Source organism: Pseudohalioglobus lutimaris, assembly GCF_002866825.1.
GTDB lineage: Bacteria > Pseudomonadota > Gammaproteobacteria > Pseudomonadales > Halieaceae > Halioglobus > Halioglobus lutimaris.
Window position 1 is genome coordinate 45,887 of sequence record NZ_PKUS01000003.1, and the last position, 19,590, is coordinate 65,476.

Sequence of the window (19,590 nt, forward strand, 5' to 3'; positions counted from 1 at the left end):
ATGCTCCCTGTAACTGTAGACCATGTCTCCGGTACAGACAGAATAAGCTCTCCACCGAGCGCTCGCACTAGCGTATGACATAGTGCTTTGCGCGACCAAAGTGAATCGCGGCACACACGATGCGCTGGGAGACCAACACAGGTGTCAGCTCATCTTTATTGGCAGACTGCGAACTCTAGGGCCACCGGCATCCGCGATGGCATTGGTCAACGCCGCGATTGTGATCGGTACGGAGTCCTCTCCCACACTCAGGGGCGTTCCCGTCCCGGGGAGTATTTTGATGTCCACTTTTGGCATTTCGTGCATTCTGAGAATTGGGTAATCATGGAAGTTGCTTTGCTGTACTCTGCCGTCCTTCACAGTGATCTCACTATGAAACGCATTGGTTAGCGCGTAAGCCACACCGCCTTCCAGTTGAGCTTTGACGACATCGGGATTGATAACAGTCCCACAATCGATTGCGATGGATACTTTATCGATTGAAAGCGAATTATCAGCCTGGATAGTCACGTCGACAACGGCTGCTTTGGCTGAAGAAACACCATATCCGGCGTAGTACTCACTATCGCTGACCACAATCCCCCGACCCGAACCCCGGGGTACTGCAGTCGTATCCCAGGCCGTCCATTTAAGGGTCTCCTCAAGTACGCGACGTAAGGTCTTTGCGCGCGCCACGGCAATGTCGTATTCGCTGGTGTCCAAAGGCACTTTGGACTCATGTAATAAATCACGGTAGACGTTGGCAGGGTCCTTACCTGAGAGCCGCGCCACTTCGTCCAGAAAACCGAAGTTCATCCACAGGTGCTGCGTGTAACCTACGCCACGCATCCAGCCAAAGGGAAGCGGGCTGGGTGTAGAGCGGTCATATTCAATGAGCGAGTTAGGGAAATAAAACGGAAATTCCGTCGCGCCGTAGGCCTGGTCACCTCCCTGAACGCTGGCCGCCCGGCATACCCATGCAGAAATCTTTCCATCCGAATCTATGGCAGACTCGTATCTGGCTACAGTTAGCGGAGCGTAAAAGCTTTTTCTAATGCATTCTTCCCGGCTCCACAGCAGCTTTATGGGAGTGTCAGGAAATTCCATCGCTATTTGAACAGCCTGATAGACAAAGTCATTTTCCGCAAGGCGGCCAAATCCTCCGCCCGCGTTCATCATGCGAAAACTAACCTGGTTTCTCGGGAGACCGGTGAGTTCGGCCACGACTCTAACCGCTTCATCGGCATATTGGCTACTGGACCAGATTGTCACCCCTGACTTGTTGAAAAGCGCAGTACAGTTCAGCGGTTCAAGCGGCGCGGGATCCATGAAAGGATACCGGTATTCCGCTTTGTGAGTTCGTGACGCAGACTTCATCGCTGCGTCAACATCGCCTCTGGACATCGTGAAAGACAGCGGAGCGTCTAGTTTCTTCGACAGCGTATTTTCCAGGCTGCGACTGGAGTGGTTTTTGTGTGTTCCCTCATCCCACTCGATCTTTAGCGCATCAAGGCCTTTCTCTGCCTGCCACCAGGTATCTGCCACAACAACCACCGCATCACTGGTAATTGCCGGAGTAGCCCATAAATCCGGGTCTTCACCCTCCGGCACCGGTGAATTATATCCCGCATGGCCGCCGCCTAGCCGCACTGCGACAGGGGACCCGGCGAGGTTTTTCAGCGCAGAGTCATCAAGGTTCTTTATCTTTCCACCAAATACCGGACACTGCCTGATTGCAGCGTAGCGCATACCGGGCACTTCAACGTCGATACCGTACTGGATGCTCCCGGTGGTAGCTGCTTTCAGGTCGACTCTATCTACTGAGTTGCCAATCAGTTTCCACTCACCGGCCGGCTTCAGTTGTAACTGATCGGCGGGGGGAGGTGCGATATCTATGGCCAGCGGGGCCAATTCGGCATAGGAGAACTTCTTCCCTGTCGTCTTGTGATGGACAAAGTTTTCAGACGCAACAAAACTGGATACAGGCCATCCCGAATGGGCTGCCGCAGCCTCTACCAGCATTGTCCGAATCTGTGCGCCGGCTACCCGAGCAGGGTCGAAGAGGTAATGAGCGGACATACTACCTATGGTTGTAGTCCATACATACATGTTGTTGTTATCAAGGTTTGTATTGGGGTCATAGAATTCAGTACGCACCGTAGACCAGTTGACTTCCAGCTCTTCGGCCAACAATTGAGAGATGGTCGTGGTCACCGCCTGGCCAAGCTCGGATTGCGGAATGATGCAAGTTACCGAATTGTCGCTATTTACTGTTACCCAATACAGGATTTCGACCGGCTGTTCCGACGCCTCAGCCGTAGAGACGCCGCAAACCATGATGGGGAAAGCAGCCACTGCCGAAGCCGTCAAAATACCGCCGAGAAAGGAACGGCGATCAAGCTTGAACTCGCTCATGACTCAGGCTCCCCAGCGTGGCTGTCCGCCGCTGCTTTTATCGCATCGCGTATTCGGACATAGGTGCCACACCGGCAAATGTTGGTAATTCCCTTGTCGATATCTGCGTCATCAGGGGAGGAGTTGCTATTCAGAAGCGCCACTGCCGACATGATCATCCCGGACTGGCAGTAACCACATTGTGAGACACTGAGCTCTTGCCAGGCTTGTTGCACCGGATGCTCACCGTGGGCGGACAGGCCCTCAATTGTTGTAATCTCTCGTTCATGGGCACCACTCGCGGGAAAGCTACAACTTCTCACAGGCGCTCCATCAACATGCACGGTGCATGCACCACACTGACCCACTCCGCACCCGAATTTCGTGCCCTTGAGTTTTAGCGCGTCACGGATAACCCAAAGCAGTGGAGTGTCTCCGTCGACTTCAACCGTGATGTCCTGATTATTCACTCGCATGTTGATCATATCGAACTCCCGAGCAACTCCATGACCACTTTGGTTGGTGCCGCAATCGACAATGATACGGGGATCTACACGCTATATCGGGTTGGATCCCGATAGCACCCGTATACCGGCCTGATATCGTATTGGGACCAGGTTGAGTTCATGTAGTTTTCAGATACGGAACACAAGCCATCACACCTGACCCTCCCCATAATTGTATATTCGAACAATATATATTGCAATTCAGGAAGACCAGGGAGCGGGAGAAAGAACAGGAAATTACATCGGGCAGGCTGTCGGGGGTGCTATAGCGCCACTCACACAACAGCATAATGTCTGAATTTCGTACGAAATTCGTGGAAGGGTTTTCGCTTAAGGCGGATCTGCGCGCAAGCCAGCGGAAAGAAAACTCACGAGCTGCGCCAGCATTTCGCGACCCTGCAGGGAAGTGACCTCCCCGTCGGTAAAATCACCAACTCGCCCCAGATCATTCAACATAAACATGTATGTACCCACAAGAAACGACATCCGAACACTGAGTACTGTAGTCGGCACATGGGGCAGTAAGAGGCCCAGCACTTTCAAATAGCGCTTCACAGGGCCGTCATAGATTTCTTTGCGCAAACGCAGAGCCTGCTCTTCGGGCTCGGAGTGAAGACGAGCCTGAAGGCGCACGAACGCCGCCCCGCCATTTTCGTCATATTTCATATCCCATTGCGGCTTGAGGTACGCCATAATCACGTCCTCCACCTCATATGAATTCTCAGAACCGGTTAGTTCATCAAGCAATTCCAGGCGTTTCGTGGCCAGTAGCTTTCCTCGCCGCAAAAACACCTCACGGTAAAGTTGCTCTTTGCTGCTGAAATAATAACGCACCAGGCTCTGGGTAACTCCTGCACACACAGCGATCTGGCGAGTACTCGACCCAAGATACCCACCCTCGGCGAAGACAATCTCCGCGTGGTTAAGGATCTCTTCTCGCAAATCAGCATCTTTGGTTGGACGCCCCGGCCTACGACTAGTAGTTTTTTTTGCTTTCTTTTTCGAGGCTACGCTTGTCGCATTCATGTGTTCTTTTCGTCAGGGATTATGATGAGGCCAAGAGCCTCGGCGTGAGACGCACATCAGTTTTCAGTGGCGACCCAGAGTTCAGCTAACCAACTTAGCAGCAGGCCTGCGATCTTATCACTGTTTGTCTCTGACATCATCATATGCCCGTTCCCGGTAATGCCTCGCTCTTCTAACCTGATGTGCTCTGCACCATGACCCTGAGCACGCAGGAATTCAAAAGCGATTGCGTTGGCTTCACGCATCCATGTTGCCTCCCCCGTTACCACCAACACCGGCCGCTCGTAGGGGTTTGCATCGCCTGCGAATGGTGCTGCCACCAATCCGTTGTCAAAACGCCCAAGCATATGCTCCTGCCCGGGGTAGCCTAACGGCTCAATCGCGATAATGGCTTCCACCATCTCGCCTCCAAGCGCGGCCAGCGCCCAACCACAAGGCCCTCCAGCGGAATGACTGAGGATAACCGTAGAGCCAGTAAGCTCAAAAAGCTCACCGGCTATGGCCTCCACATGGCGCTGAGCAGCCTCAAGCGTAATGCCCATGGCGCCCTGACTTGCCATGAAGCGATCGCCGCAACAAGGATCTTCGGGCCAACGGCAGTGCGAAGCGGCACCCTCCCACAAGGCGTGTTTTGCCGGCTCAACGAATCTCGGGTACAAAAGGTCGTAGTCCGGGGCAGCGACTGACGCGCCCAGCACAGAATCGTTCCAGAAAGACCTGCCATGACCGGGTCGATCAAGCAGATATACGGGATAACCGGCAGCGAGAAACGCGTGCACCCATCCCGGCCGATTATCGGGTGTGCGCAGAAACTCAGACCCCTGACCTCCTCCGCCGTGAACGAAAGTCACAGACACGTCACGGTGCGCTTCGGGTATAAACCACTCGACATATGCAGAAACACCGGGATAGGTCTTATCCCCTACGGCTATACTGCCGGTCGTTAAAAAGCGCCCGCCAAAATCCTGTAAGCTATAGTGGTTCATCTGATTCCCTGCAACAATCGCCTGTCCGAGTCACTCAATCCATGCAGGGGATCGCGCATCTCATTTCGTCGTGAAAGAACCTGTGTTGCTAACCAGACACCGCCCTTAGCCAAGTGAGCACGTCAGTTGAATCAGTAACGTCCGCATACTTTTGCGCCATATCATATAAGTTGGCGGCATGCGGCGCAGACGCTCTGTCCGCACAGCAATCACTCGGCACCAGCACATTGAACCCGGACTGAACAGCATCAACCACCGTGGCACGCACACACCCAGACGTGGTTGCGCCCGTCACCACCAGCGTATCAACGCGGGCTCCCGTGAGAAGAGCAGACAAGTTTGTCCCAAAAAAAGCTGAAGCCCCATGCTTCACTATCACTGTGTCTGAATTCTGGATTCCTGTTTTCTGATCGATTTCTACCATACGCGTACCGACTTGCAAAGCAGCCATTCCTGTGGCCACCTGGAGCCACGGCAGTGCCTTGATCTCCCACGGCTGGTAGGCGATGGTCGTATAAATCACCGGGATGCCAACAGAGCGGGCAAAGTCCGTTAACGTTCTGGTTGCCGCGATTTCCGCGCCCATATCGGCTGCTGTGGGGTATTGCGTATCGGTAAACCCATAAGCAAAGTCAACGACAACAATTGCAGGGCGCACGCCACGCGGCACGCCTCCACCAAAGCCCGCTGTATGATAAACGCTGTCCTGATCAGACATCACAGCGCGCCTGTAATCGGTGGCATCGGTGCAGACCGCCAAACTGGAAACGCACTATTTCCCGTCATACATCAAACTCTCCAATGCCATTTTTCCGTCGATGACGACCGCCTCATCATCAAGAAACAGAGAACACCCCCTCATCGGGATATCCAGGTGACAGTGGGTATTGTTGCTGCCGCCCAATTCGTTGTTTGGGCCCGTTGAGAACATTACGTTACCCAGGTAGCTTCTCGCTTCCATGCCCATACCGCCCGGAAACAATCCAGGCACCATCGAATGCCAGTTGGCATCTGGGTTCATTCCCCAACCCACGTGACTCATCCCATAGCCTTGCCTGTCACCAAACGAGGCCATATAAGCGTTAACCAGATCGGCCTCAACGCCTCCGCGGATATCTTTGATCCACCCCTTCTCGATAGTGTAGGTAATAGGCTCACGAACATATATATTTTGCGGTAACAGCACGTCGCCGGGCGCCACGACAATCTGGCCGTCAACGCCGTCGTCGTCTCCGCCGGTAAAGACAAACCCGGAAGGCCAATGATCCCAGCGTCCCGGCTCATCTGTACACCCATATTCTGTCAGCGTCGGGTAGGTATTCAGTTGGTATGACACATCCGTTCCGTGAGGCGAAGTAATTCGCATATGACTTGCCTTGGCAAGCAACTCACCCGCAAACTCAACTTTCTCACGAAGCGCCTTATTGGGCAGCATGCGCGCCAGCAACTCAGGCGGTTCAACCACGGTCAGTATCCTGGCCCCCGCCGCCTGAATCGCCATTTGCTCTGGTGAGAACAGAAGGAATACACAATCAATCAGCATATCCGAGGTTTTGAGGGCTTCAACCACCTCTGGCATGGATGCCAGCACCGTTTGACCAACGGCCCAGTTCCCTTGCACTGGCGGAGGGGGTAAGCGGATATGATAAATACTCGCCCCCAGGCGGCGACCCGCAGCAAGGAACGCATCTGCATAATCCAGCCGCTCGTCACCTTGTGTCAGAACAGTGACGCGCTCACCTTCTCGAACACCCGACATTTTAAGTTGATGCAGGCAAATTTCAGCAAAGCTGGCATGATCCATTGACGCTATAACTCCAAGTTCTGGTATTTTTAAGGGCAGGCGAAATCAGAAACCGCCGCAAAGAAGCCTTCCAGGTCATCCCAGGGAATCATGTGGCCAGCACCTTCAACGACCCGCACCTCAAGATGCGGTGCAAGTTCGACTAACTCCTCAACGTCACTATCGCTTATCACCGGCGCCCCGCCCGCGACAACAAGGCGAAGTGGTAGTTTGAGAGAGGGGATATCTGAATGGATATCGTCACTGTGAAAACCCTTGTAGGCAATTTCGATGGCATCCAACTGACAGGTGTGCAACCACTCCGCCCTGAGTGCTAGCTGCTGGTCTGTCCAGGTCGGGCAGAAGTCCCGCATTGCCTCAGCAGAACAGCCCTTTTGAGCCATTAAGATAGAGTCCTCATACCAGGGCCATGGGGAGGGGTAATCCCTTCTTCCCGGGCCACTCATTGGCGGGTCGACAAGAATCATGCCCGAGAAAGCCTCTGGTGCATTCCTTGCCGCACGGATCGCTGTACGCGCTCCCATGGAATGGCCAAGCACCAGGGGCCTGTCAAAATAATCGGTATTTGTCAGGGCGACGACATCTTTGGCCATTGCATCAAGAGAATAGTCAAGCTGCCCGGCCTGACTAAGCCCCCTTCCTCGCACATCCAGAACATAAACATTGAAGTTTTCAGCAAGCCGTTCTGCGACAAAGCCCCAGGTGATAGCGGGTGAAGTAATCCCCGGCACTATTAACAAATCTGGCCCAGAACCTTCATACTGAATCAAATGCTGTCGTATTCCATTCGCCTGAACATTAAAACCAAACATGATAAATCCCTCAGTAGGCGCCGGAGAGCAATGCACCGCCACCCGGCACGCGAGTGTCCAGGTCGAGAGCCTTAAGCATCGCCCAGGTCGTAGCGATCGCAGCGGTCAGCACTGGCTTGCCAGTCTGCGCCTCAACCAGGGCCACCGCGGGAAGGGAAGGCATCTGGACACATGCTGAAAGGACGACAGCATCAACATCGCTGATATGCTGCATACCCGCTACAATCCCGGGAAGCTTACTCGGATCGTGGGCTGCGACCATCAGGTTGTCAGAGATTTCGAGTGCTCGCCATTCAACAACTTCGATGCCCTCGCTACCAATGTAGTCAACTACAAGTTCTGTCAGTGGCTTCATGTACGGAGCAACCACTGCAACGCGCCTGGCACCCAGCGCCATGATGCCCTCCACCAATGCTCCAGCAGAAGAAACCACCGGTGTGGGACTCTCGTTATCCTTCGTCACCTCATGCAGGCGGCTTTGAGATTCTCGATGATAGCCCCTCCCCATCGACATAATCGCGACCAGGCAGGCATAACCCATTACATCGACTTTCGCATCGGACAACTCAAGCGCGCATCGGTCACTGGCCGCGTCCATGGCGGCCAACTCCTCTTTTGTCACTTTCTTCATTCGCATGCGTGAAGAGTGAAAGGTAAACCTCTCCGGTGAAACACCCTCTCGAGCACGGAGAAGCGCCGGAATCTCAGTTTCCATTGTGACATTGGAACTCGGTACTATCTGGCCAATTCTGTAATTCGTCATACAAGCCCCACAGCGCAGCAGATCAATATTATATTGTTCAAGTATATAATTAAAACTCGGACGGTGGCAAGAACGTAAAGTGGCAATTAGATTGGTGACTACTTTCCTCGCGAAGGCTTCGATCCCGGAGGGATCTCTTCGTTTCCTGAACTGAGCAAACTACTTAAAATCCTGCGACTACGGGCGCTTTTTATCACCCCAACGCATGCCTATCATTCGATAGAAAAAAGAGAACAGTTACGACTTAACCGAGCCGAAAGTTAGCATGGATATCCCCAGCCGACTGAAAGCGCCCAGGTTCTTTTGGCTGTTGCGTTCAGTTTATTGTATAGACGAACAATTACGTGTCGTGTAATGTCCCGGTAACCAAGATTGATAATAACCAGATTATTCGCAAGGGAGCCGCTAGACATGGGGGATAAAAATCCAAAACTGGGTAGCAATCCTATGAGGACGCTTGCCCTGGCGGCGCTAATCTATGCCATTTCAATTATCCTAATAGACATCGCGCCATTCTTCATTGGAATGTACGTTGATGCCCTTGGGCTAACGCTATCCCAGGCAGGTTTTGTCCAGACAATAGACCAGGCTGGGGGCATTCTGGGCGCTGTCGCGGGTTACTTCATGATGCCGCGATACAGATGGCGCAGCCTGATCGTTGCCGCCTCACTCCTTGCAACGCTGGCAAATGTCCTGACTGCAGTAGCCGACACCTATTTCGTGCTTGCCGTGGTGAGGTTTCTCTCTGGTTTTGGTGTTGTAATGATCACGACGGTGACAGCCTGCATACTGGCGCGGGCAGCTTCACCGGATCGTGCTTTTGGTGTTGGACTGGCGCTGGGCATGTTTCTTTCGGCGGTGGCAGTCTGGCTTCTTGATGCCCTGCGCACGCAGTATGGCTTTTCCGCCAGCCTGGGCTCCGGAGCACTCTGGCTTGCTTTGGGGCTCATCCTCGCACTCTTCCTGTCGCGCGAGCTTGGCGGTCAATCCGACAAGGTGGAGGAGCCGCATCTGGCGGAGGATATATCGCACACCAAGGCCACAGGCTGGGCTGCACTCGCCGCCCTGTTTCTTTTCGGCATCAGCGTAAATATTGTGTATGGGTATGTTGAGCGCGTAGGCCTTGCAAATGGCCTGGATCAGGCAGGCGTGGCCAACGCCCTGGCGCTGGGTTTCATATTTTCTGCGTTTGGAAGTACAGTCCCGTTAATCTTCGGTGCGGTTGGTGGTCGCTTAAAATGGATCGCTTTCACCACTTTACTCCTTCTTGCCTCGCTGGCAGCACTCTACCTGGCTGACTCGGTATCACTCTACACAATTTCTTTCGGGCTTTATGCTTCTGCGTGGAATATGGGACTCGCCTACTACATGGCCCTGACGGCGGAGAACGACCCGGAAGAACACCTGACTCGAATGATGTATATCGCAACAGTAGCCGCACAGTCTATCGGGCCGGCGATAGCCGCAGGGGCCTTGACGGGGGCTTCGCTGTCGGTAGTTTTCGTCATTGCGCCGGCACCCGCGTTACTTGCAGCTCTACTGGTTTCTGCCATGGCGCTTCGTGCTCGTAAAAGATCATTGGCCCGAATTGCGGCCACTTAGCCACCCCGTTCCAGGACCCACCCCGATGGATTATCTGGCCTGCCAGGTGAAAGTCGTAGACCGCAGCTTTTTAGTGTGCCAAAACGTCAGGCCGGCTTGAAATACCCCTGCCTGTATCGACCTCTGTAACAGAGGCGGCTCTAGTGTTGATACTCTCACCGTGCAGTCGTGCAGATCACGGCTCAGATAATCTCGCCCCGATGAAAGCAATCAAGGCTTGTCGATCTAACTCGTTTTTCAAGCCTGAAAATGCCATTCCCGTCCCAGGATAAACATCATATGGCGATGCGATAAATGCGTCGAAGTGACTAACGGTCCAGCGCTCCGTTGAGTTCGCCAATGCCTGCGTATACGGATACGCCTCCAGCGAGCCAACCCTGCGGCCCGCAAAGCCGAATAAGCCCGGCCCGGCGGGAGAAGGCTCGCCCTCCTCAAAACTGTGGCAACCCGTACACATCTGAAAAAGCGCTTCCCCTTTAACCACTGATGCCGCGGTCGCTTTCTCAGCTATCTCCTCCCAGTCGCTGACGTCAACTGATTCGTTCACTCCAGCAGCGCCATGACTGCTCCCGCCCTCATAAGAGCAAGCAGCCAGGACAGAAACCAAAAGCGGAAGAAGCGAGGCTCGATAGGATTGCGGTCTTGTAATGAACATCATTCCCGCGAACCCAACTCCCGGCCGAGAGCTTCTCGCACCTCGCGACCGACGCGAATCCCGCTTTCTACGGCACCGTCAATGTACTCATGCCATCCATCTGCTGTCGCACCTCCGGCAAAGTACAGCCTCCCTTCCGGTTTCGCCATATCTTTATACTTACTAAACCAGCCGACACGGTAAGACGGCCAACCCTGACGGGAAAAGGGGTCAGTGGCCCAGTTGTAACTGGATATTGCGACAATATCGACATTTGGAAAGAGACGCTTCATCTCCTTCTTTACAGCATCTTGATCATTAATATCTATGAGTGATTGTCGTGCAAGCGTCACCTTTACGATTGTACCAATCTGATCATCGAAGTACTCAGTCTGTATTGCCGAGAAAGGATTGGGGTCGTCACAAAAAGAGAAGGTATTTCCAATATTCTGCTTGAAGCGTACAAACATACACGCGGCATCACACATCTCAGCATTTTTAATAAACGCCTGCTTTTCGTTCGACAGCCCCGGGCTGAAGCTAATGCTGTCATAGACTTTTGTAGGGACGGTAATAACCGTCGTTTTCGCTGTTACCACCTGCCCGTCTGTGGTTTCGATACGCACAGAGTCCTGTTCCTGTGTGATCGCAGATACGACTTTACCCAGGCGCACCTCTGCACCACTGTGATCAAGAATCGCTTTACATAAGCCGAGTGTGCCTCCGTCGGCGATTTTGTAGTGCTTCTCGGAGTCGGTAAACATGTAATAATCCCATGCAGCAAGCGCAAACAACTTCACAAAGCTGGTGTAGCTGTACTCGGTCGTAGGAGCCCCCGCGTACAACGTCATTTCCGCATTCAATGTTGCCTTCTGGATTTCGTTGAGTCCAAGAGTCTCAATATGCTCCGCGGCTGAAACGTTTTCCAACGCAAGTACTTCCGGATTGAAGAACGGGGAATAAGGCCGTGGAAACAGCTCAAGGGAGCGTGCATTAAATGCTTCCATCGCAAAGTCATACTCACGAATGAACTCTTCCGGAGAGATTCTTCGAATTTCGCCTGTTGAGAGCATTACATTTGTAGCATCAAGATCAACTAGCGGAACCTCTTCGAAACCCTTGCCATAACGTTGCATCTCGGCAAACACATGAGGCTGGATCCAATGCACACAAGCACCGCCGTATTCAACTTTCTTGCCCTGGAACTTACCAGTAAAAGTACGCCCGCCCAATCGCGGCCTCGCTTCAAGCAAGAGCACTCGATAGCCGTCAACGCCTAACTCCCTCGCTGCCGTAACACCGGCGAAGCCTCCGCCTATAACTACAACGTCAAAATCCAGGTCATGAGATTTTGCCTTTGGCGCCTCCGCAGCACTATCGCCGGGACGCGCGCAGCTTTGAAGGGCTGTTCCAGCAGAGACGGCCGCGGCGGCCATTAAGACCCCTCGTCGAGTAATCGACCCACTATTGCTTTCGTCTTTCATTTTCACAGATCCCCTTGGTTCGCACTGAGAAGGCAGCTGCAATACTTTTGGCAGCACAAAAGTCGATCAGGCATTGACTAGGTCAAAACTTGTTGCTAAGGTCAATTATATTGCGCACCTGAGCAATTAAACATTACCAATATCTGTATCGAAGGTCAACCTTGAGGCCAAAATGAAAGAAGCCCGAATTTCAGCACAAGCCAATCAGATACTTTCGGGCACTTGTACTCACCAGCACGTTAACAACACCCCTAGTCCGTTTGCGTGCGCCGATGACTCCTCTAGTACACCAAACCCCATTGGAAGCTTGCCTGACAGCGACCCGCAGAGACAAGCACGCCCTTGCACACACCGAAACATGACTTCATAAGGAGAGAGCGGTTATGACACAACACGTAATCATTGCAGGCGGAGGGCCAGCAGGACTTTTAACCGCGTTAGGACTTGCACAGGCAGGCACCAGGGTGACAGTTGTCGAAGCGCTTGATAAGTTGAACGATAGCCCCCGGGCGCTTGTTTACCACCACCCGGTACTGCCGTACCTTGAGCGCCTCGGCTTGCTTGAGGACTGCGTGAAGGCCGGCTTTACCCGACAAGGTTTCGCGTGGAGGATTCACAGCTCCGAAGAAATGATTTACTGGTCAATGGACTGCCTGGATGACAGCACGCCGCATCCTTACGCCTTACACCTTCATCAGGGCTTGCTCTCCGACATAGCTGCCAAGCATCTGGAACGTCTGCCGAACGCTCATATCGAGAGATCTACCCGATGTGTTGGCTGTGTAGAGCACTCGGGCGGCGTTACCGTGGAAGTAGACGGGCCGAATGGCAAGGGCGCTATTGAAGGCGATTACCTGGTCGCTGCAGACGGCGCCGCCAGTTCGATACGCAAGGATATCCTGGGGCTGAACTTCTTTGGTATCACCTGGCCAATGCGCTACATCGCTACCAATACGCGCATTGACCTTTCAAGCTTGAATTTCCCGGACACGACCATGCAGTTGGATGACAAGCATGGTGCTGTACTGTGCAGGATAGATGAATCTCAGCTATGGCGCGTTACCTTTATGGAGGACCCGGACTTGCCTGAAGAGGAGATTCCAGAGCGCATTGCAGCGATGTTTGTGAACCACTTGCCTGATATCCCGTATGAGTTGGATGACTATGCGCCCTATCGGATGCATCAACGCGTTGCCGACAGAATGCGTGTGGGTCGCGTCCTGCTGGTCGGCGACTCTGCACATGTCACCAATCCTACCGGGGGTTTGGGTCTCACTGGCGGTATGTTCGACGCCTTCGCGCTGACAGAGGCGCTGAACCGAGTACTGCATGACGGCGCAGATGAAAATTTGCTGGAATATTACGAGACAGACCGGCGCCGAATATTCACTGAACTTGTATCGCCCCGAGCCAGCGACAATCTCAGGAGACTCTATTACTCGCAGCCAGGACAACAGAAGGACGACTGCATTGAGTGGTTCAGGAAAGTAAGTAAAGACAAGGATCTGATGCGACAGGAATTTCAATTCACCGAAAAAATGGAAACGAAGTTTTGACTCTATCAACTGTTCTCGAAAACGAACGTTGGTAACTCAAAAAAAGGAACTGTCCCATGACAGAGTTAGAAGAACATGTAGCGAACTTTATGGCCCGCTTTAACGCCAGTGATCTAGAGGGTGCGTTAGCGGACTTCTCGGATGAAGGTCGATATATCGACGAATTTGGAAATGTACACGCAGGCAAGATTGAAATCCGCGCAGCGATGACTCCCATCTTTGACGGCTCTTTTGGGGACCTGGCCTACACGGTCGAGGAGACTATCGTCGACCCTGCGTCAGAGAAAGCTCTCGTTACCTGGACATTACGGATTACCGGCGCTGACAATTCGGTAAGCATGATGCGAGGTCTGGATATACTTGTTTTTGATGGCGCCCGGGTCCTTTTAAAAGACTGCTATATAAAGGCCAAAGAAGTGCTGGTTGAGCCGATCAGCTGATCTTTCACACAAGTTTTCGAGAGCAATCACCAAAAGGGTCTGCACGATGTCCGATCGCGATCAACGCTACGATAAATTGTTTGAACCGATTCAAATCGGCCCTGTAACAATGAAGAACCGCTTCTACGTAGTGCCACATGCAGATTCTCTCGGCATGGGAAAGATGGATGAGATGATCGCCTATCGCAAGGCCCGCGCTGAAGGCGGCTGGGGGACGGTGTGCACCGGGGAAACCATGATTCACGAAACGTCGGACCATGCACCATTTGTATGTACTCGGCTATCATCTGATGATTTTATCGAACCTATGTCCCGACTAACCTCCGCCATTCATGAACACGGCTCTCTGGCAGGAGTGGAGTTGGCCCATGTTGGTGCATCATGCCCCTCCTGGTCGTATCGTCAACATCCGATATCTCCATCTGCGCAGTTCCCGCGCCTGTACAACAACCCAGTCGGCGCTCGCAAAATGGACAAGAAAGACATCGCCGAATTTCGTGGATGGTATACGAAGGCGGCTAAACGAGCGCAAAAAGCAGGCTTCGACATTATTTATGCCTATTGCTCTCATGATTTGTCATTGCTGCAGGACTTCCTTATGCAGCGCACCAATAAGCGAACGGATGAGTATGGCGGAGTTTTTGAAAACCGGGTTCGACTCATAAAAGAGGTTTTGTCAGACCTGAAAGATGCCGTCGGAGATACCTGTGCAATCGCGTTTCGGTTTGCAGTAGAAGACAGACAGCAACCCTCAAGCCTGAACATCCGGGAAGACGGTCGACGAGTGGTAGAGGCGTTGGCCGATATCCCCGATCTCTGGGATGTGAATGTATCAGACTGGGCCTGGGACAGTGGCAGCTCCCGTTTTTTTGAAGAAGGGGAACAGGAAACGTTCGTAAGCTTTGTTAAGCAAGTGACGAGCAAACCGGTTGTCGGTGTTGGGAGATTTACGTCACCTGATGCGATGGTAAGCCAGATTAATCGCGGCATTCTAGACATTATAGGCTCGGCCCGCCCTTCGATAGCAGACCCATTTCTGCCCAATAAAATCAACGAAGGCGAGATTGACCGCATCAGGGAATGCATTGGTTGCAATGCCTGCGCTGCAGAAGTCATGAACAATACAGCGATCCGTTGCACACAAAACCCATCAGTGGGAGAAGAACACCGCAAAAACTGGCACCCGGAGCGCGTACCCCCGGCCCATGACGAGTCGAAAAACATTTTGGTCATTGGCGGAGGCCCATCAGGATTGGAAGCTGCGCTTACCCTGGGAAAACGTGGATACCAGGTCTCCATTGCAGATGCAGGCGAAGAATGGGGCGGGCGTCTTGTTAAGGAACGTAAAATGCCTCGGCTGAGCGCCTGGGGGCGAGTGGTTGATTACAGAGTGGGCCAACTCCAACTCATGCCCAACGTCCAGATGTATCTGGCAAGCCCATTGACTGCTGACGATGTCGAGGGCTTCGAAGCAGATCACGTGATCGTCGCCACGGGCGCTACATGGCGCCGGGATGGAACCGGTAGAAGCCATCTCGATCCTGTTCCCGGCTGGGATGGCTCACAGGTCTACTCTCCAGAGGAAATCCTGAACGGTGATCTTCCTGAGGGAGATGTGATTGTTTACGACGACGACTATTATTACATGGCCACAGTCATAGTGGATAAGCTCGTGTCTGCGGGGTGCAAGGTCACCTATGTGACCTCAGCAGCGATCCCAGCGCCCTGGACGATAAACACGCTGGAGTTTGATCACATCGTACGAACCATGAGGGAGTCCGGCGTAGAAATTCTGGTCGGCAATACGATTTCCTCAATAGAAGAAACCTCTGTGCACGTAACGGAGCAGCTGACGGGGAAAGAGTCTCGTCTCTCCTCCAACGCGGTGGTCCTGGTAACAGGCCAACTGGCGAGTGACTCGCTCTATTATCAGTTACAGCAGAAACAGGAAGACAAACTCGTCAATTCGCTAGAGCGGATCGGAGATTGTGTCAGTCCGGCACTCATTGCACAGTCGACACATGATGGTCGCCTCGCTGGAATTTCATACGGCAAGATCGATACCCCTGACGAAGACGCTGGTGCCGGCTAAGCCTCACCATACCTGACCATCCGCGAATCGCCTCATGCGGCAAAAGTGAAAAAGCAATTATTAAACATATGAATAATTAATATTATGTTTCCACCTCGAATGTCGACGAACCAACCTGGGAGAATCACGTTTTGAAGGACGAAATATTTGATGTGGTGGTCATTGGAGCGGGCTTTGCGGGTATTACCGCTGCGCGCGAATTGAAAAATCACGGGTATAAAGTCGTCGTGCTTGAGGCGCGTGATCGCATCGGCGGCCGGGTGTGGACGAGTGAACTTGAGGGCCATAAAGTAGAACTTGGGGCTACCTGGATTCACTGGTTTCAGCCGTATATTTGGGCAGAATTCATGCGCTCTGAACTAACGCTGCATGAGGACCCATTTCTTCCGCCCATCACAGTGTGGGTTGAGGGGACTCCACAGGAACTGGAATTCGATCGATTTCGAGAGATACTGCAGGATGTATGGGGGCGATTTGCGGGCGATACTGAGCTTGGTCATCTGATGGAGCAGCCCTATGAGTTTGAACGCCTCGCGGAACGCAGCTCGCTGGATGAGATAACTATCCAGGATAAGATCGGTGAGCTGGGTCTTTCACCGCTTGAAGAGGCAGTTTTCGCAGCAGAAATCAGTGTCCAGACCAATGCCCCGCCAGAGAACGTCAGCTATTTGTCTCAGTTGCGCTGGTGGTCGGCTTCCGGGTGGGATGTCGGGCTGATGGTGGACTGTCTTGCCCGGTATAAGACTAATGAGGGAAATTCCGCACTGATCGAAAAGATGGCTGCTCGAGCAAAGCTGGATATCCGACTGGATTCACCTGTCCGCAGCGTCGATCAAACCGATGCTCTGACGGTGATCGCGACGCGTGACGGCAGGCGTTTCACGTCGAAGAGAGTCGTCTGTGCACTGCCGATGAACTGCATTAAAAGCGTAGAGTTCAATCCGCCTCTGGGGCAAGAAAAGATGAGCTTGTCTCAAGAGGAACATGCGGCAAAGGGTATGAAAGTTCTGTTCACAACGGAAGGTGAACCCGAGGGACATGCTATTGTTGCGCCTCCCGGAGCAACGCTCAACCTGTTGAATCCTATTCGCGAAGAAGGCAGTACACGTATTTATGTGGGCTTCGGTACAGACGGGACAGCATTTGATCCGAAGAACCTCGATGAGGTAAATCACGTGCTCGCCGATCTTCATCCAGAGCTGAAAGCGACCGCTAGCACAGGCCATGACTGGAGCAACGATGAATTTTCCCTGGGTACCTGGCATATGCCGCGACCAGGCCAGAACGTCGGGGTTGAGCAGGCTTTTGCCGAGGCAGAGGGGAAGGTTCACTTCGCCGGTGACTACCTTGCAAAAGGCTGGGTAGGATTTATGGATGGTGCAATCGAGTCAGGTTTCCTGGTTGCTGACGAGATTCACAAAGCCTTCGAGGATAAGTCATGACCAAGACTTCAGCTCAATTTTTTCACCTTATTCCTGACATGGAGAAATCTTACTGTATGTCCCTGGCTGTACGCGCGGGCGATCTGGTTTACATCGGCGGCCTGACTGCTACCGATGACGAGGGAAACGAGATTTTTGCAGATGACGCCGGCATGCAAATGAAGGCTGTGTACGAGAAAATGGCGCGTGTCCTGGAGATTCACGGTGGTTCCTCGAAAGACATTGTCAGCGAGATGATATTCTATGGCGTTGAGGCAACCGAATTTGAAGAGTCGATGTTTCCTCATAGACAGAAGTTCTATGAGAATACGGATGGCCCTTCAGTCGCTGGAGTACAGGTCGCAGGCTTCGTCAGCGAGGCTATTAAAGTTGAAGTGACGGCAATTGCCTATCTTCCCCAATAGTCTCAGGACGATATTATGTCCCGCGAGAACGCACCTGCAGATACTGTCTCAGCCACTGAAGCTGAATCCTCACCGCCCCATGCAGCCAAATCATTCTGGATACATGATTTCGGTGCCTACAGCGCAAACCGGGACCTCGATGGGGAACTGTCGTGTGATGTGCTCGTTATAGGCGGTGGAGTTGCTGGACTGTCGGCGGCATGGCACACAGCTCTGGACTCGTTTGCGCGAGTGGTCCTGATTGAATCGGAGATCATTGGTTTCGGGGCCAGTGGCCGTGCTGCCGGTTGGGTGATGCCGCAATTCGGTATGGATCAGATGTCAATTCGCCATAAATATGGTGCCGAGCGCTCCCAGGCTTCCTTTCAATATTGCCGTCGGGCGGTAAGCTACACCCGCGAAATCATCGAAACAAACAATCTGGATAGTGACTATCGCCATCCCGGGCTCATGCGAGTCGCCTTTGATGATCGATGGATAGATGGGCTGAGATCACTCTATGAAATGAGTCAGGAGTTTGGCGCCGATAACATATCCTGGATGGAGGCCGAGACTGTGCAGAACGCCTACTCAGGAAACAAAAATTTTAAGGCTGCGATGCATGACCCGGATCTGGGATTATTGAATCCCTGCAAACATGTACGCGAACTGAAGCGACTGGCAGAACGTGCCGGAGTTGAAATATTCGAGAACTCGCCGGCGGTTTCCCTGGACAGGGTACCCGGTGGAATCCGGGTGGCTACGCCCCGGGGAGTAGTGAGGGCCGACAAGGCAGTCATCGCAACAAACGCCTACACACATCAGCTGGAAGGGGCGCTTGGCAGAGAGATGCGACGTCTTCAGTCGCCTATTTTTGCCCGCGCTGCCGTGACTGAACGCCTGAGCGACGAACAATGGAGAGCTATAGGATGGGGTCAGCGGAACGCGCTAGAGAGCACTCTCGACCTGTTTCATTATATGGCCCCGACAGCGGATGGGCGCATCCAGTTTTATTGGATCTATTATGGTGGGCATCCGCTTTTCGGTGAAATGCAGCCTGAGGTCAGTAGCGAGGGTGGGGAGGTGTCCCTGGCTCACCTGAAACGAATTTTTCCAGCACTGAAAGATCTACGTATGGCACACAATTGGGGTGGGCATATGTCTGGCACCCGAGACCTGGTCCCTCATCTGTGTTTTTTAGGAGACGCACGGGTAATCTACGTGGGCGGGTGTTGGGGGCATGGCCTGGCGATAAATCACCTGCATGGCCAGACAATTTCGCATTTACTCAGTGGCCATAGTAGCGAGCTTACAGACTTCTGGATTGTCAACAGGAAGCCGAAGAGATGGCCGATCAAACCATTCGATACGATCGGCAAGCAGGTGGCTTGGGCATGGCTACGCGGCCGGGCTCGAAAACAATTGGCGGGGTCAATTTTTGAGAATGCGACCGCCGAAAATTAGACCCTGTTATTTGGCTGCTTCAGGCGTCATCGCAAGGTTACTGTGCTGAGACAAGTTAAGGACTCTTGATCGGCGAATTTTCCTCGTATCGTCTCACCATCCAGCTGTCCGAATGTGCAAAGGGCGCTCATAAGACCGCTCAGCGGCCCAGAGTCCGAACATATTGCCTGTATAAACGTGCCTCACCAACAGACCATACATAACGAAGTTGCGCCGCACACCC

Annotated in this window: 17 protein-coding genes; 7 read left to right on the forward strand and 10 right to left on the reverse strand. The window is 53.0% G+C overall.

Annotated features, from left to right (window positions below):
• Nucleotides 1–144 precede the first annotated feature (144 nt).
• The 8 genes from C0039_RS04830 to ndpH all read right to left on the reverse strand — a co-directional run bounded on the left by C0039_RS04830 (nt 145) and on the right by ndpH (nt 8,270).
• A complete protein-coding gene (locus tag C0039_RS04830; RefSeq protein WP_101517410.1) occupies nt 145–2,394 on the reverse strand; it encodes a xanthine dehydrogenase family protein molybdopterin-binding subunit in 2,250 nt (749 codons plus the stop codon).
• The gene (locus tag C0039_RS04835) at nt 2,391–2,858 is read right to left on the reverse strand and encodes a (2Fe-2S)-binding protein (RefSeq protein ID WP_076001914.1); all 468 of its coding nucleotides are present in this window, start codon (nt 2,856–2,858) and stop codon (nt 2,391–2,393) included. Before C0039_RS04835 ends, C0039_RS04830 begins: the two co-directional genes overlap by 4 nt.
• Before the next feature lie 351 nt (nt 2,859–3,209).
• Nucleotides 3,210–3,905, reverse strand: a complete 696-nt coding sequence (locus C0039_RS04840; RefSeq protein ID WP_076001915.1) for a TetR/AcrR family transcriptional regulator — start codon at nt 3,903–3,905, stop codon at nt 3,210–3,212.
• A gap of 56 nt (nt 3,906–3,961) precedes the next feature.
• Entirely contained in the window at nt 3,962–4,891 is a 930-nt protein-coding gene (locus C0039_RS04845; RefSeq protein ID WP_076001916.1) for an alpha/beta fold hydrolase, read from the reverse strand.
• An 88-nt stretch (nt 4,892–4,979) separates the two neighbouring features.
• Nucleotides 4,980–5,609: an isochorismatase family protein gene (locus tag C0039_RS04850; protein ID WP_076001917.1), complete on the reverse strand. Its 630-nt coding sequence runs from the start codon at nt 5,607–5,609 to the stop codon at nt 4,980–4,982.
• 54 nt (nt 5,610–5,663) lie between these two features.
• Nucleotides 5,664–6,695 carry a 2,5-dihydroxypyridine 5,6-dioxygenase NicX family protein gene (locus C0039_RS04855; RefSeq protein WP_076001918.1) on the reverse strand — a complete coding sequence of 344 codons (1,032 nt, stop codon included), beginning with the start codon at nt 6,693–6,695 and terminating at the stop codon, nt 5,664–5,666.
• Nucleotides 6,696–6,724: 29 nt separating this feature from the next.
• Complete coding sequence (locus tag C0039_RS04860; protein ID WP_076001919.1) at nt 6,725–7,507, reverse strand: alpha/beta fold hydrolase; 783 nt, start codon at nt 7,505–7,507, stop codon at nt 6,725–6,727.
• Nucleotides 7,508–7,517: 10 nt separating this feature from the next.
• Nucleotides 7,518–8,270 carry a maleate isomerase gene (gene ndpH, locus C0039_RS04865; RefSeq protein WP_076001920.1) on the reverse strand — a complete coding sequence of 251 codons (753 nt, stop codon included), beginning with the start codon at nt 8,268–8,270 and terminating at the stop codon, nt 7,518–7,520.
• Nucleotides 8,271–8,717: 447 nt separating this feature from the next.
• Here ndpH and C0039_RS04870 point away from each other — a divergent pair, with 447 nt between their 5' ends.
• A complete protein-coding gene (locus tag C0039_RS04870) occupies nt 8,718–9,872 on the forward strand; it encodes an MFS transporter (RefSeq protein ID WP_207796370.1) in 1,155 nt (384 codons plus the stop codon).
• A gap of 175 nt (nt 9,873–10,047) precedes the next feature.
• Here C0039_RS04870 and C0039_RS04875 read toward each other — a convergent pair whose 3' ends face one another.
• On the reverse strand, nt 10,048–10,419 hold the full coding sequence (locus C0039_RS04875; RefSeq protein ID WP_133125940.1) for a c-type cytochrome: 372 nt from the start codon (nt 10,417–10,419) through the stop codon (nt 10,048–10,050).
• Nucleotides 10,420–10,526: 107 nt separating this feature from the next.
• Nucleotides 10,527–11,990: a flavin monoamine oxidase family protein gene (locus C0039_RS04880; protein WP_084179949.1), complete on the reverse strand. Its 1,464-nt coding sequence runs from the start codon at nt 11,988–11,990 to the stop codon at nt 10,527–10,529.
• 383 nt (nt 11,991–12,373) lie between these two features.
• Between C0039_RS04880 and C0039_RS04885 the strand changes: the two genes are divergently transcribed.
• The 6 genes from C0039_RS04885 (at nt 12,374) to C0039_RS04910 (ending at nt 19,367) form a co-directional block, all read left to right on the forward strand.
• Entirely contained in the window at nt 12,374–13,546 is a 1,173-nt protein-coding gene (locus C0039_RS04885) for an FAD-dependent oxidoreductase (RefSeq protein WP_101517412.1), read from the forward strand.
• A gap of 56 nt (nt 13,547–13,602) precedes the next feature.
• Nucleotides 13,603–13,986 (forward strand): YybH family protein, encoded by a 384-nt coding sequence (locus C0039_RS04890; RefSeq protein WP_076001924.1) that lies wholly within the window; start codon nt 13,603–13,605, stop codon nt 13,984–13,986.
• A gap of 46 nt (nt 13,987–14,032) precedes the next feature.
• Complete coding sequence (locus tag C0039_RS04895; protein ID WP_076001925.1) at nt 14,033–16,078, forward strand: oxidoreductase; 2,046 nt, start codon at nt 14,033–14,035, stop codon at nt 16,076–16,078.
• A gap of 131 nt (nt 16,079–16,209) precedes the next feature.
• Nucleotides 16,210–17,520, forward strand: a complete 1,311-nt coding sequence (locus tag C0039_RS04900; RefSeq protein WP_076001926.1) for a flavin monoamine oxidase family protein — start codon at nt 16,210–16,212, stop codon at nt 17,518–17,520.
• Nucleotides 17,517–17,924, forward strand: a complete 408-nt coding sequence (locus C0039_RS04905; RefSeq protein WP_076001927.1) for a RidA family protein — start codon at nt 17,517–17,519, stop codon at nt 17,922–17,924. Before C0039_RS04900 ends, C0039_RS04905 begins: the two co-directional genes overlap by 4 nt.
• Before the next feature lie 15 nt (nt 17,925–17,939).
• Entirely contained in the window at nt 17,940–19,367 is a 1,428-nt protein-coding gene (locus tag C0039_RS04910) for an NAD(P)/FAD-dependent oxidoreductase (RefSeq protein ID WP_076001928.1), read from the forward strand.
• Nucleotides 19,368–19,590: the final 223 nt, after the last annotated feature.